The sequence below is a fragment of the Wolbachia endosymbiont (group A) of Longitarsus flavicornis genome, assembly GCF_963931955.1.
Lineage (GTDB): Bacteria > Pseudomonadota > Alphaproteobacteria > Rickettsiales > Anaplasmataceae > Wolbachia.
Genome location: NZ_OZ008337.1, coordinates 372704 through 386534, shown reverse-complemented (window position 1 = coordinate 386534; position 13831 = coordinate 372704). Strand labels below are relative to the sequence as shown.

The following is a 13831-nucleotide window of genomic DNA, read 5'->3' as shown; positions in this document are numbered from 1 at the left end:
TGTAGCTGTGCGTCCGCACAAACTTAAAGCACAGCTACACTAATCAATGGAATTTAAATTCGGTTTAAAAAGTTTTTTAAAATTACTATTGACATGAAAGACAGTATCTGTACAAACATTGTAATATGGTACAATGTTACAACGATGTCATTCCAGTGCTTGACACTGGAATCCAGCTTTTAATGCAACCCCTCATCAAAAATATTGTGTTTTAACATAAGGTTAGCTACTTTTATACTCACCAACTCAGTATCCAATCTGGATCCCAGTGTCTGGGCACTGGGATGACACCTTTGTGTTTGAGGCAAACCGGCTATAATATTTCTGCACAAACAAATGTTCGTACAGTTGTGGGTCGCACACGCCCGTGATAACTCTATTCCTATAGTGAGTAGCTCCCTCTTATCTCATTTATATCATATTTTTAACTTACCCAATAACATAAATTACTTTAGCTATGCTATCAATAGCATTGCTTTAAAAAGAGTGCCCATATTTTCAGTCAACCTTAGGAATTCACTAAAGATCCTATTCTTTTGTTCATCACTTGCGCTTTTCATTAAAGCCTGGGTTCTTTCTTTTATGCCAAAAAGATATAAAAATTCCCTTTGAGTTAAAATCTCACAATCTACATGCTTTAATGAATCTCTTAACGCTTGAAAGTTCACAAGTGCGGTAATATCACTATTACCAACATTCTCAAGAAAATTAGCATACTTATGTTGTTTTATCGATTGCAAAGTGCTCTTATATGCGGGGTATACATAACCGTAATCTATAATCAAAGCAGCTCCTTTATTATTATATATCTTCTTCTCAAGTTTTTTTAATATTTCAACCCCAACTGAACATATTTCCATCACTGCACCATTAAAACCTTCTGTCATTCCAATGCTTGACACTGGAATCCAGTTTTTATTATACAATTGCTTGGTATGCTCATTTGCAACTAAGTTTTCTGGATCCAAGTAGTCAGCTACTTGCATGACATCACTCTGTACACACTGGCATGACACCAAGAGACTGCCATCATCTTGTTTTGTCACCATATTTTCATACCACCCCTCATCATGATATACAAACTGATCTATCGGAAGAGCGTCAAAGAACTCATTTGCTAAAAAAATGGTTGGTTGTTCTGGTAGGTTGTCAATATTTTTGTGCCAATTAACATCTAAGCTTTTTAATTTTTCCTTTTGTATCTTCCGTAAAGTAGGGCTTATTTCAACTAAGTGGATCAACATTGAATTAAAAAAGCTGCTGTATTTTTTAGTGACTCTTATTATATCGTGAATGAGTGTTCCTTTGCCTGGCCCAAGTTCAACTAGAGAAAATTTTGATGGCTTTCCTAATTTTTCCCATGTATGCATTATCCAAACTGCAATTACTTCACCAAATAATTGGCTGATCTCAGGTGCGGTAGTAAAATCACCATCCTTACCAAGCGGTAATTTACTTGTATAATAGCCGTATTTTTCATGGTACAAAACGGCATTCATGAAATCACTGATGGATATTGATCCTTGACTTTTGTCAATTAATTCGTGTACATAAGTGAGCATGTTATTAATAAATGTTTAACTATAGCGTGTCATGATATAAAATAGTGGCGTACTTATATATATAGTATAAACTTAAGCTTATGAGCAATAGTGCTTCTATTATGGACAATCAAGACACTGATTACATTGCACTTGCTTCTCAAGATGATGATATTAAATACAAATTTGAAGAAGCTGTCAATCTTATAGAGAATAAGGTTATAAATGCTGACGGATTAACTTTAGCAGAGGTATTTCAAGTGCTAGTTCAAATGCTAAATGGTGATCTAGAATTGGTAAAAAAAGTACTAGCATATGCTAATATTATGGCAAAGCATGGAATGAAGGTAGCAAAAGAGTCGCAATTAAGCAGAGCTGATGTTCGCCGAGCTTTGGAAGGTAAAGAAAGTGTTGTCAATAGACAAGATTTTATAAAGAAACCACCTCTTCCACCTGCTATAAAATCGACCAAAAAGAAAAGTAGAGGTCTTTAGATGGCTGAATCTATAAAAAAATTTACTGTACAATGTGACTTCAAAGGGCAAAGTTCACCTTTTGCAATATACATAGGAAATCCAAAAAGTGATGCTCATCCAATTCATCATCAAGATTCCTGGCTTGTAAAAGAACGTGGAGGAAATATCCCTAATAAAGTAAAAGAAAGTCTGCAAAAATTATATAAATTATCTCAAGAAAATGGAGTCTCTTTCTCAGAGCTATGCGCATATGCCATTACTGTGGTTAGTAATAATGATAAAAAAAGTGACGACAAGGAGTAAGATAGTTTAATCCCTCAATATTTCATTTATAGAGATTTTCGATCTCGTCTTTTCATCCACTTTTTTTACTATGACTGCACAATAGGTTGAAATATTATTTTTAGATGGAATAGACCCTGGTACCACTACAGAATAAGGTGGCACTTCGCCGTAAAATACCTTGCTAGTTTCTCTATCAATAATCTTTGTTGATGCCCCAATAAACACACCTATGCCAAGGACTGATCCTTCTCTCACTACCACACCCTCGGCCACTTCGCTACGTGCTCCAATAAAGCAATTATCTTCTATAATGACAGGTGAAGCTTGAATAGGCTCAAGGACTCCACCTATTCCCACTCCACCAGAAATATGGCAGTTTTTTCCTATTTGCGCACAGCTACCAATCGTTGACCAGGTATCTATCATTGTTCCTGAATCAACATATGCACCAACGTTGATAAAACTTGGCATTAGAACAACATTCGTACCTATATAAGCAGATCGGCGGACAAAACACCCAGGAACTGCTCTAATTTTTAACTGGCGAAATTTCTCCTCATTCCATTCACTAAATTTGTTACCGATCTTGTCAAACCAGCAATTGGTATTGTCTATTATTTTGTTTTCTTCAGTGAGAAAATGTAATAATATTGCCTGCTTTATCCACTTATGTACTACCCATTCTCCACTTGATAGCCTTTCTGCTACTCTAATTTTGCCACTATCAAGGAGCTCAATTACCTCTTTAATTGCTATTCTTGCTGTTTTTTTTAGATTACAGTCATTAAATTTTTCTCTATTTTTCCAAATATTTTCTATCTCACTCTGTGTTTTTTTTAGTTGCAAACCTTCCATTTGTTATATATATATATTGATATTAAATTTGTAGCTCTGTATCATTTAAGCTTGTTACTACTTTATATGTAAGTGCTATGAAAATACAATGTAATAGTTGTACTAAAACTTACTTAGTATCTCCTAAGCAAATTGGTGCGTCCGGAAGGAAGGTAAAATGTACGAACTGCAATCACATATGGCATGAATATCTAGAAGAAGTGTCAAACAAATCGCACTCTGCTAATATACAGGAAAAAAAAGTTGGTGGAAGGAATTTTTTACAAAATCTAGCATTTACCACTCTAGCTTTTGCAACAGCTACAGGGTTATGCGTTGTAATTGCTAATGGTATCTTTCCTAGAGAGATGAACAAAGCATACAAAACGATCAGTTCATATAAGGATTCAATAAGCTATAAATTAGGGTACAAAAAAGAACAAACAGAAAGTCCAAATGTAAAAAAACTTGCTGTAAATAAGTTTTATCAAGACTACCTTTTTTTATCTAATTTAAGATCTAGTTAAATAGGCATACTGATATCGGTCTCTAGCTACTCAGATGGTGCTTAGGGTGACAGAGTTTTAAAAATAAGTTATTTTTTAGCAAAAAAGGCAGCTCATGAGTATTAAAATTGCACCTTCTATACTTTCAGCAGATTTTGCAAAATTAGGGGAAGAAGTAAGAAAAATTAGCGATTTAGGTGTGGATTACATACACATAGACATTATGGATGGGAATTTCGTTCCAAATATTACAATTGGTCCTAGCGTTGTTTCTGCAATACGTAAATATAGCAATCTTCCTTTTGATGTGCATTTAATGGTCAAATCTCCTGGTAACCACATTGAAAGCTTTATAAATGCTGGTGCTGATATTATCACTGTACATGCAGAAGCAGAGACACACCTTGAGAGGTTGATAAGAAAGATAAAGTCATACAAAAATGTAAACGACGAAAAAAAACCGATTCAAGTTGGAGTTTCAATTGTTCCTTCAACTTCTCCAAGTGTGCTTGAATACATAATACATGAGCTAGATATTGTGCTGATTATGACAGTCAACCCTGGCTTTGGAGGACAGGAATTCATTCATTCACAGTTGAACAAGATATCTACTATAAAAAAAATGATACAAGAGCGTAACCTTAAAACACAAATTTCAATAGATGGTGGAATTAACTTTTTTAACGCAGCTGATATAATAAAAGCAGGTGCAGATATTTTAGTTGCGGGATCGGCGATATTCAAGGCTGAAGACATTAAGAAAGCCGTAAACGATCTTAAAAATCCATCGTTGTGACCCTATATAGCTAAAGTGGCTTAGGTTTACCTACAATTTGAAAAACAACAAATTCGTCATTCCGCTACTCGTTAGCGGAATCTATACCGCAAATGAATTGCGGTATGACGTAGGGAAACCTTTCTTGGGTTAGGTGTGCCGTAGAGACACAAAGAATGTTCAAGTAAGAGCAAACTAAGTGCAAAAGCTACGCAATAGATGAGGGTGGGCCCCTCGGAGCCGGTTTGCAAGAGCAGCAACCATAAGCTGCTTTGGTAAGGTAGTGAGCGTTATGGAAAAGGCACAATTATGTGTCATGTATGAAATAGAGAGACGAACGCAAGTGAACCACTGATGAAGTGACCTTACCCAGATGGTATGAATTAGGTATTGCTTGGTTGGAAGCAAGAGAAGATAATCACTTCTCAGAGTGGATAGGTGGCAGGTTGGCACTTTTTCTGAGGCACTTTCTGTTCTTGTATAAAGTATATGAAAGAAGACCTCGTTACTCAGATTAACCGCCCCTGCCAACGAAAATCATCGTGAGGCTCACAAAATGTGATGACCTCGTATAGGAGTTTGGACCAACCAGTACTCTGATATATTGAAATGTGCAATTGGAGGAAAAATATGCGTCACATAGGCATTATACCAATAGTTTTACTGTTTGTTACTTGCAAGAAGGAAAACCGGAGTATATTCAAACGTTTCGCTTAAAAGACTTGAATAATTTTATCAGAAATCTTCAAGAAACAGATGAAATAGCTGTAGAAGCAACAGGCAATAGCTGTTTTTTTTATGACGCAGTGTCACCCTATGTTAAGCGCGTGGTCTCCTGGACAGTTTGAAGTTGTTCGTCGCTCTGTGAACAAAACGGACAAGCACGATGCGCGAGCTATTGCTTTTTTTCTAAGCAAAGGTATGTTGCCTGAAGCAAAGCAAACAATGCAAGCAGTTAGCTTCTCTTCTTCAAACAAGAGACCAGTCAATGGCGTCAACTTAAGGAAAAATATCAGCGATAGTGTATAAAATTTCTCTCTAAAACTTTTACCATTAAATTATCCAGAAGCCGCAGGAAACAGCACTTTTGTTTCTATTTTATTTCAACAAAGAAGTTTAAAATGTGTCCTTTTTAGGTGAAACATGCAAAAAGGAAAAATTTTATTCTACAAATTAAAAATATAATATACTCGAAAGCTTTTCAGAGAATCCATTGTGTTGGAAAAAACAGTTTTACACGAACAAGAAAACTTCCTTTTTCGACAGTATTTTCTATGATTTTAAAGTTAGTTAAAAAAAGTTTGGGAATAGAATGTGAACTTATGGAGCCATTGACATGTAAAACTCCACCCTCAAAGCAAGCTTTTTCTAAAGCAAGGTATAAGATTTGCCATACAGGCTTTCAAGAATTATTAGAGCTAAGCATCCAAACAGCCTATCAGGATGAACCTGAGTATGGAACTTGGAGAGGCTATAGACTTATTGCAGCAGATGGTTCTGGTATGAGATTACCCAGCTCTGAGGAAATTGTATCCGAGTTTGGCCGCTTTAAACCAAATGGAACAACAGGCACAATGCCACCATTGGCAATTTGTTTGTTGATTTGTGTACTTCGCTGATTTGTAGTGCTCGTCTTGCGGCTTGGAATATAGGTGAACAAACGTTGGCGGAAGAGCAATTACCCGAAGTTATCACTCAAATGCGTTCATTAAATCAAAAGAAATTATTATTTATCTATGATCGTGGTTATCCTTCAGTAAAATTCATTCAGCAGCATTATGATTTGGAAGTAGATTTTATTTTTCGCTTGCAAAAAAGAAATTATAGCAAGCTATGGGAACGAATTGCATCTGGAGAATTAGATTTCGATTTTATATTAGAAAATGAAAAGCTAAAAAATAAAATGAAAGGACAGAAAGTAAGAGTTATAGTGCTGACATTAGCCAACGGAGAAACAGAGGTATTGATTACTTCACTTTTTGACCGAGTAAAATTTACTTTGGAAGATATCAGCAAAGCTTATGTGTTAAGGTGGCATATAGAGGAGTGCTATAAACGACTCAAAATAGGTGCAGAATTAGAGAATTTTTCTGGCGTAAATTTAGAGGCTGTATTACAAGAATTTTGGGCAAACTTAGTCATGTGTAATATATTGTCGCTTCATATGTGTGATGCACAAGGGCCTTGGAATCCAGATCAAATTGCTGAGTATCGTTTAAATTTTTCAGTTTTATTTGGTGTAATGAGGCAGAAACTCTATCAGGTACTTATTGGAAATTGTTCGCCAAAAAACTTTCAAGCCCTTTTTGATAGAGCAAGTATACGCGCTAAAGTTAAAATCCGACCAGGACAGCCGCGATAAGGTAGATAAGCCCAAACGCCATCATGTCTTTAGGAGAGTTTGCTAATGGAGGCTCTTAAGTTGACGCCATTGAGAGACCAGTTACGGGTATCTTTAATCAATAAAATGCATGGTCTTTTTAATTACCATGGGATAAAAATTAAAAAGGAAGCACTTACAACTAAGGTGGGTGCTATTGGAAAGTATACTTGGGATCCTTTAGAAAAGGTTGAAATTGAAGTAATGAGCTATCATTTGGAAGCTATTCGGGAAAGTCTTAAAAAACTTGAGAAGGAAATTATAGCTTTTGCCAAACAGCTTCCTGAACCTTATCAGCATAAAAGGAATTGGCCCAATTTCTGCAGCTGTTTTTATTGCAACAATTGGAGACATTAATGATTTTCATAGGCCTGAGAAACTTACTGCATATTTTGGAATTGTGCCACGAGTTTCTCAATCTAATCAACAGTGCACGATCGGAAGAATTACCAAACGTGGATCAAAAATAGCTCGTACTTCTTTAGTGCAGTGTACTTGGGTTGCTATACGCTTATCTGAACAGCTTTTACGAGCATGTAAAAAAAAAGCGTGGTTCTGCTAAGGCTATTATTGCTACTGCCAGGAAATTTCTTACAACTATTTTCTATACCCTTAAAAATGACTGGGTTTTTAAAGATTTCACAAAATTTGAATTTTTTATTGGACAACAATCATAGGAGAAAAAGTGGAGAGAAAGAAAAGAGTTTTTTTGGGTAAAATAAAATTTTGGAGGATTAGAAATGGTAAGAGAATATACAGCAGAATTCAAATTGGAAGCTGTTAAACTGGCAAATGAACAAAGAAAGGCAGGTCAAACAATTACAAAAATAGCAAAGGATTTAGGAATAAAGGGTGGTTTATTAGGAAAATGGATAAAGAAACACAACGAAAAAAAGTCGGCAGCAGATGCATTTCCAGGTAGAGGTAACATGGCTCCTTACGACAAAGAGAGGTTTGATTTACAAAGAGAGTTAGCAAGAGTAACAAGGGAAAGAGACATTTTAAAAAAAGCCCTGGGATATTTTGCCAGTCAAAAAGAGTAAAATATTTTTTCATAAAAGAGCATAGTAAACACTATAAAGTGCAGGAATTATGTAGGGTTTTCTGCTAGTGGCTACTATAAGTGGACCACAAGAAAAATAAGCAGTAGAGAATCAGCAAATAAAGAGCTACTCGCAGCTATTCAAAAAATATATCAAGTTTCTAAATGTAGATATGGAGCTCCTAAAATTCGTGCTGAATTGAAGGCTTTGGGTAAAAGTTGCAATTTGAAAACGGTGCAAAGTATTATGCAGAAAAATGACATCAGGGCTATACTGAGAAGAAAGTTTAAAATTAAAAAACAACAAACAGATAATAGAGCTGTAGCTCCCAATATACTAGATCAAAACTTTATTGTTGATCAACCAAATAAAGTATGGGATTACTTACATCAAAACCAAGGAGGGATGGCTATATTTGGCAGCAATAATTCTCACGTATGGTAGTTGGTTGGTCAATGAGTAGTGCAATAAATAAACAATTGGTTATGAACTCTTTATTAATGGCCATTAATAGGCGTAAACCTGTTAAAAATCTACTGCTGCACAGTGACCAAGGTTCACAATATACTGCGCAAGGGTATCAATATCTCTTAGCTGTAAAGAATATAGTACCTAGCATGAGTAATAAAGGCTGTTGTTACGACAATTCTGTTGCAGAAAGCTTCTTTAGCTCATTGAAAAGAGAAATACTTATTGATACTTCACAACACTCTGCTCAACAAACTAGAACTGCAATATTTGAATACATAGAAATTTTTTATAACAAACAACGTAGACACTCCACTATTAACTATTGCATTCCAGAACAATTTGATGCATCATTCTTTTTGTAAAAAACATTCCAAACTTTTTCTCCACTTTTTCTGGGTAAGGTCAGATCCCAGTGTCAGCTACTCGGATGACACCCATTTGTTCCTATAGTTGTCTTTTCTCGTCTACCTTATTTTGCCATTCCGCTGAATAGATACTAAGTCTTTGCAATAGTGACTTTATCAAGAATTTCATTATGTACTTGATTGTCATTTTTTGTTTCAATTTCAGTGATAACATTGCACCTAACGGGCTCTTTTATGGCTATTTTCTGAAATCCTTTTCTGACCTTATTGTAAAAATTAACATTCATTTCTTCATATTTATTCTTGTCTTTTGCTCTACTTAACCCAACTTTAACATCAATATCTAGAATGAATGTAATATCTGGATATTTAATTTCCACTAGCTTATGTAAGTCCCTTATTAGCCCTAAGTCAACTCCAAACCCATATCCTTGGTATGCAATAGTTGAATCAATAAACCGATCACAAATCACTATTTTTCCTTCTGCAAGAGCTGGTAATATTAATTTTTTCATATGTTCGTGCCTCATCGAGATAAGCAGCAAGAGTTCAGAAATAGGATCAATATTATTTGTTAACAACACTCCTCTTATCTTTTCTGCAAAATCAGTGCCGCCTGGTTCCCGAGTCAATACTACGCTATTTTCACCGCGAATTTGCTTAAAATGATTTGCAAGTAGCTTAGATTGTGTTGTTTTACCAGAACCGTCTATTCCTTCGAAAGTTATGAACATAAGTTTTATAATACTAAAAAAGAATATGCAAACAGTATACATAGAAACCGTTTGACATTTAAATAATAAGACCGTAAATTACATATGGTATAATGATAGTCTATGGTTGCTCTGAATACTCCTAAAGTCGATTTTAGTTTTACTGCAAAAGATTTTAATCTTTTGGGAGTAGACAATAAATACTATACATTAAGTGACTGTTGTGGAAAAAATGGTCTTATTGTAATGTTTATATGCAATCACTGTCCTTACGTTCAGTCAATTATTAGCAATCTGGTAAGCGATGTTGATCAATTGAAAAAAGATTATCAGGTAAACACCATTGCAATAATGCCAAATGATGTAAATGAATATCCAGAAGATTCCTTTGAAAATATGATTAATTTTGCCAAGGAAAATAAGTTTACATTTCCATATTTAATTGATAGTACACAGAAAATAGCTAAAGAATACGGGGCTGTTTGCACTCCTGACTTTTTCGGCTTTAATTCCAATTTAAACCTTTGCTATCGTGGACGTTTTAACGACACAAAAAAAGAAAAGGTTCAAAGCTATGAAGTAGGAAGTAGTGACTTATCTCAAGCTATGAAATTTATTGCAGAAACTGGTAATTCTCCAATTGACCAAAAATCAAGTATTGGCTGCTCAATTAAATGGTCTAATTCTACAGGTTAAATATCATGCACAGTGGCTCTCAGCATTTGTTTGATATTATAATTTTACTTTCTGCTGCTGTGTTTATAGTCATAGCGTTTTGGAAAATGAATATTAGTCCAGTGCTCGGTTACTTCGTTGCAGGTGCAGTTATTGGTTCTCATGGATTTAATCTGATACACTCAGCTGAAGCAATGGATAATCTTGCAGAATTTGGTGTAGTTTTTCTATTATTCATTATAGGCCTTGAATTGACATTTGAACGCCTGATCGCTATGCGTATTCATGTATTTGGGTTCGGTTCTCTTCAAGTTATAGTTACCATGGTAGCAATATGGTGCATCGCTCTTGCTTTCGGAGTGAATACGAATATAGCAACAGTTATTGGTGGTGGGCTTGCGCTATCCTCAACAGCAATAGTGTTGCAGGTTCTGCAAGAAAAAGGTTCTCAAGCAAGTCAGGTTGGTAGGTTGTCGATAGCAGTGCTATTAATGCAAGATTTTGCAGTGGTACCATTAATAGTATTGGTACCTTTACTTGCTGGCAATTCTGAGCACAGCCTGATAAGCTCATTGGCAGGCTCATTAGTGCAAGCAGCTATTGCATTAGTGCTGATATTTATAACTGGTAGATTATTGCTTAGACCTTTATTTTCGGTTATTGCTAAAATGGAAAGTAATGAGATCTTTATATCAACAACGCTTTTAATAGTATTAGGAGCAGCATTTATTACTGAGCAATTTCATTTATCGTTGGCATTAGGTGCATTTGTCGCTGGATTGTTAGTTGCAGAAACAGAATATAGACACTCAGTGGAGCACGCAGTATTACCATTTAAAGATTTGTTTCTTGGCTTATTTTTCATGACTGTTGGTATGTCCATCAATACCGAACTTTTACTCAATAAGTTACCACTAATTACTTTATTATCGATTATCCTTATCGTTTTAAAAACATCTATCATATATATATTGTGTAGATTTTTTGGGTTTAAGAGTGCACCTGCTATACAAGCTGGGTTACTACTTTCACAAGGCGGTGAATTTGCGTTTATTTTATTTCGCTTAGCAAATGAACTAAATGTGCTACCAAGTGAAATCGCTCAAGTACTTATGATGGTAACTACAGTAACCATGGCTTTCACTCCTCTTTTATCGGGGCTTGGAGATTGGATAGCAAACTCATTTAGCACTGAGAAAACAATATTAGATGATGAAGCTGTTGAAACAGATACACAAGATCTTTATAATCATGTGATAGTTGCTGGATTTGGTAGAGTGGGATATATGGTAACAAAAATGCTTACGGCAGAGCATTTAAGTTACGTTGTTGTAGATATTCAATCGAAAATAGTCAAAGAAGGAAAAAGTGATAGTTTTCCTATATATCTTGGAGATGTTACAAGATGTGAAATTTTAAAATCGGTAGGAATAGAAAGAGCTCAAGCTCTCGTGGTTTCAATAAAGAATGAAGTTACTATAAAAAAAGTTGTTTCTTTAGTTGCTGCAAATTTTCCGCATGTAAATATTGTAATACGCTTACCAGATCTGAGTAATGTGGAGGTTTATAGAGATCTAGGAGCTAGTAAAATTATTCCTGAAACATCTGAGATAGGATTGCAGCTAGGTGGAGCTGCACTGAGCCTCAGTGGTATTAGCGAAAGTGGAGTTACGTCTTTAAAAAGTAGATTCAGAAAAGGTAATTATAGTATGTTAAAAGACCTTGGTAGTGATAAAGATGAATGACTACTTTTCTAATTGTATCCGTTCAGCAGAGTGGCAAAATAGGTAAACAAGGTGATCTAAAAAGATAATCATAGAGTAAATGTGAGCTTACAATAAATGGTGTCATCCCAGTGCTCCGACACTGGGATGACACCATTCTTTTTCCTGGATCCAAGTAGTCTGGGCACTGCCGTCATAAAAGAACCAGTGTCAGCTACTCAGATGACAAAAAAAGTGAACAAAATTTCCTGATTTATTTATACCTACACTTTTGGACCTTACAGATATTGAGCAAATCCAATAATCTCCTTGATTTCTTTTATATTATGGGTTGCAATTTCTGTTGCTTTCTTTGTACCTTTTTTTAATATTTCATGTAAATGGAATTGGTCTTTTAAAAGATCATTCATTTTCTCACGTATGGGTGATATAACACTGATAATTAAATCAGCTAACTCTTTTTTGAAGTGCTTCATGTCATGTTTGTTCACTTCTTCACATACTTTTTCCACATTTACATTACTAAGCACTGAATAAATGTTTATCAAATTGCTTATTTCTGGTCGGCACTCTAAAGTAGCAAAGCCTAGAATTGAATCTGTTTTTGCTTTTTCTATTTTTTTAACAATTAAATCATCTGTATCATCAAGGTTAATGCACGAATATTCTGAAGGGTCAGATTTACTCATCTTGCTTGTGCCATCTCTTAAGCTCATTATCCTTGATGTGCAATCCAAAGTTAAGATTTCAGGTACGATGAAATAATCCAGTTTATAATGATTGTTAAAAGCTGATGCAATATCACGTGCAAGCTCCAAATGCTGTTTTTGATCATCACCAACAGGAACGTATTTAGTTTGATACAACAATATATCTGCAGCCATAAGTACTGGATAACTATATAATCCAAGAGAGGCTTTTTGTTTATCGCTACCAGCTTTATCTTTAAACTGAGTCATACGATTAAGCCAACCAATTGGTGTATAGCACCCAAGCAGCCAGCCCAGTTCTGCATGACCACTAACTGTGGACTGATTAAAAATAATGGACTTTTCTGGATCTATTCCACATGCAATATAAGCTGCTGCTGTTTTGAAAATATTACTTTTTAATTCACTTGCGGGAAGCTTATTTGCTGTGATTGCATGTAGGTCGACAATACAAAAAAGAGATTTGTATTTATCCTGTAAGTCTATCCACTGTTTGATTGCACCAAGATAATTACCTAAATGTAGTACGCCACTTGGCTGGATACCTGAAAAGACAACAGACTCATTATATAGTTTCCTGTCATCCCAGTGCTTGACACTGGGATCCATATTTCTTTTTTTCTGGATTCCAGCGTCACGCACTGGAATGACACCAAAGTTGGCTGTTGGTTTTTTGCTTAAACAATGGTTATGTAAAAAATCTAACCTCTGACGTTTACGCATTTCCATCAGATTTCTTAGAAAGAATAACCATTGCAGGGCGGAGCAACCTATTTTTGATAGTATAACCAGTTTGTAGTACCTCTATAATAGTGCCAGGCTCTTTTTTATCGTCCTCTCTTTCCACAACAGCTTGGTGTAAATTACTATCAAAAAGCTCACCAAGTGGATCTACTTCCTCTATTCCATGTTTTTTTAGATCATTTATAATTTTTTGATAAGCTACTTTAATCCCCTCATGAACAGGATCACCGTCTTTCAAAATTTCCATTACTTTTTTTAAATTGTCACACGAGTCAATCATATCACGTGCAAATTTTGTGACTGCATAGTCACTTGCATCGCTAATTTGCTTTTGCATTATACGTTTGACGTTTTCATTATCTGCAGCAACACGGCGTAAATGATCTTCAAGTTGAGCTGCACGTTCTCTTAATGCATTAAGGCCTTCACTTAAATCATCATTTTGTTTATGAGCATCATCTTGTTGATCGTTACCTTTCTGCTTACTTACCATATCGACAAACTTCTTCTTTTTCTCTTTACTACTATCTGACATATTATTACCCTTAAGAATCTAATAAATATATAGCAATTAATTCGAAAATATCAA

Annotated in this window: 11 protein-coding genes and 5 pseudogenes; 11 read left to right on the top strand and 5 right to left on the bottom strand. The window is 35.2% G+C overall.

The window, feature by feature from the left end:
- Positions 1-455: 455 nt before the first annotated feature.
- A complete protein-coding gene (locus AABM58_RS01915; protein ID WP_338406151.1) occupies positions 456-1562 on the bottom strand; it encodes a class I SAM-dependent methyltransferase in 1107 nt (368 codons plus the stop codon).
- Between the two features lie 80 nt (positions 1563-1642).
- Between AABM58_RS01915 and AABM58_RS01910 the strand changes: the two genes are divergently transcribed.
- Entirely contained in the window at positions 1643-2035 is a 393-nt protein-coding gene (locus AABM58_RS01910) for a hypothetical protein (RefSeq protein ID WP_338406150.1), read from the top strand.
- Complete coding sequence (locus tag AABM58_RS01905) at positions 2036-2320, top strand: DUF2610 domain-containing protein (protein ID WP_010962783.1); 285 nt, start codon at positions 2036-2038, stop codon at positions 2318-2320. It abuts the gene before it with no gap.
- 6 nt (positions 2321-2326) lie between these two features.
- Here AABM58_RS01905 and dapD read toward each other — a convergent pair whose 3' ends face one another.
- Positions 2327-3157, bottom strand: coding sequence for a 2,3,4,5-tetrahydropyridine-2,6-dicarboxylate N-succinyltransferase (gene dapD, locus AABM58_RS01900; RefSeq protein WP_338406149.1), 831 nt, complete (start codon positions 3155-3157; stop codon positions 2327-2329).
- Positions 3158-3234: 77 nt separating this feature from the next.
- Between dapD and AABM58_RS01895 the strand changes: the two are divergent.
- The 7 genes and pseudogenes from AABM58_RS01895 to AABM58_RS07910 form a co-directional block, all read left to right on the top strand.
- Positions 3235-3330 (top strand): annotated as a pseudogene (locus tag AABM58_RS01895) (zinc-ribbon domain-containing protein); the annotation flags it as partial.
- Positions 3331-3357: 27 nt separating this feature from the next.
- Entirely contained in the window at positions 3358-3663 is a 306-nt protein-coding gene (locus AABM58_RS01890) for a hypothetical protein (protein WP_338406922.1), read from the top strand.
- A 94-nt stretch (positions 3664-3757) separates the two neighbouring features.
- The gene (rpe, locus tag AABM58_RS01885; RefSeq protein WP_338406148.1) at positions 3758-4438 is read left to right on the top strand and encodes a ribulose-phosphate 3-epimerase; all 681 of its coding nucleotides are present in this window, start codon (positions 3758-3760) and stop codon (positions 4436-4438) included.
- 596 nt (positions 4439-5034) lie between these two features.
- Positions 5035-5414, top strand: a pseudogene (locus tag AABM58_RS01880) (IS110 family transposase); the annotation flags it as partial.
- 139 nt (positions 5415-5553) lie between these two features.
- Positions 5554-6825: pseudogene (locus AABM58_RS01875) on the top strand (IS4 family transposase).
- Positions 6826-6839: 14 nt separating this feature from the next.
- A pseudogene (locus AABM58_RS01870) lies at positions 6840-7474 on the top strand (transposase); the annotation flags it as partial.
- Positions 7475-7537: 63 nt separating this feature from the next.
- Positions 7538-8673 (top strand): annotated as a pseudogene (locus AABM58_RS07910) (IS3 family transposase).
- Positions 8674-8807: 134 nt separating this feature from the next.
- Here AABM58_RS07910 and tmk read toward each other — a convergent pair.
- A complete protein-coding gene (tmk, locus tag AABM58_RS01850) occupies positions 8808-9410 on the bottom strand; it encodes a dTMP kinase (protein ID WP_338406145.1) in 603 nt (200 codons plus the stop codon).
- 102 nt (positions 9411-9512) lie between these two features.
- Between tmk and AABM58_RS01845 the strand changes: the two genes are divergently transcribed.
- On the top strand, positions 9513-10085 hold the full coding sequence (locus AABM58_RS01845) for a thioredoxin family protein (protein WP_265026539.1): 573 nt from the start codon (positions 9513-9515) through the stop codon (positions 10083-10085).
- Positions 10086-10090: 5 nt separating this feature from the next.
- Positions 10091-11809 carry a monovalent cation:proton antiporter-2 (CPA2) family protein gene (locus AABM58_RS01840; RefSeq protein WP_265034876.1) on the top strand — a complete coding sequence of 573 codons (1719 nt, stop codon included), beginning with the start codon at positions 10091-10093 and terminating at the stop codon, positions 11807-11809.
- 257 nt (positions 11810-12066) lie between these two features.
- On the opposite strand, the gene trpS is transcribed toward AABM58_RS01840, so the two are convergent.
- Together trpS and AABM58_RS01830 are read right to left on the bottom strand one after the other, a co-directional pair.
- Positions 12067-13107: a tryptophan--tRNA ligase gene (gene trpS / locus AABM58_RS01835; protein ID WP_338406144.1), complete on the bottom strand. Its 1041-nt coding sequence runs from the start codon at positions 13105-13107 to the stop codon at positions 12067-12069.
- 106 nt (positions 13108-13213) lie between these two features.
- Positions 13214-13777 carry a nucleotide exchange factor GrpE gene (locus tag AABM58_RS01830; protein WP_338406143.1) on the bottom strand — a complete coding sequence of 188 codons (564 nt, stop codon included), beginning with the start codon at positions 13775-13777 and terminating at the stop codon, positions 13214-13216.
- Between the last annotated feature and the right edge of the window lie 54 nt (positions 13778-13831).

Excerpts from the sequence above, each read along its gene's own strand:
- AABM58_RS01915 (WP_338406151.1), bottom strand. The coding sequence starts at position 1,562 with ATGCTCACTTATGTACACGAATTAATTGACAAAAGTCAAGGATCAATA.
- AABM58_RS01910 (WP_338406150.1), top strand. The coding sequence starts at position 1,643 with ATGAGCAATAGTGCTTCTATTATGGACAATCAAGACACTGATTACATT.
- AABM58_RS01905 (WP_010962783.1), top strand. The coding sequence starts at position 2,036 with ATGGCTGAATCTATAAAAAAATTTACTGTACAATGTGACTTCAAAGGG.
- dapD (WP_338406149.1), bottom strand. The coding sequence starts at position 3,157 with ATGGAAGGTTTGCAACTAAAAAAAACACAGAGTGAGATAGAAAATATT.
- rpe (WP_338406148.1), top strand. The coding sequence starts at position 3,758 with ATGAGTATTAAAATTGCACCTTCTATACTTTCAGCAGATTTTGCAAAA.
- tmk (WP_338406145.1), bottom strand. The coding sequence starts at position 9,410 with ATGTTCATAACTTTCGAAGGAATAGACGGTTCTGGTAAAACAACACAA.
- AABM58_RS01845 (WP_265026539.1), top strand. The coding sequence starts at position 9,513 with ATGGTTGCTCTGAATACTCCTAAAGTCGATTTTAGTTTTACTGCAAAA.
- AABM58_RS01840 (WP_265034876.1), top strand. The coding sequence starts at position 10,091 with ATGCACAGTGGCTCTCAGCATTTGTTTGATATTATAATTTTACTTTCT.
- trpS (WP_338406144.1), bottom strand. The coding sequence starts at position 13,107 with ATGGATCCCAGTGTCAAGCACTGGGATGACAGGAAACTATATAATGAG.
- AABM58_RS01830 (WP_338406143.1), bottom strand. The coding sequence starts at position 13,777 with ATGTCAGATAGTAGTAAAGAGAAAAAGAAGAAGTTTGTCGATATGGTA.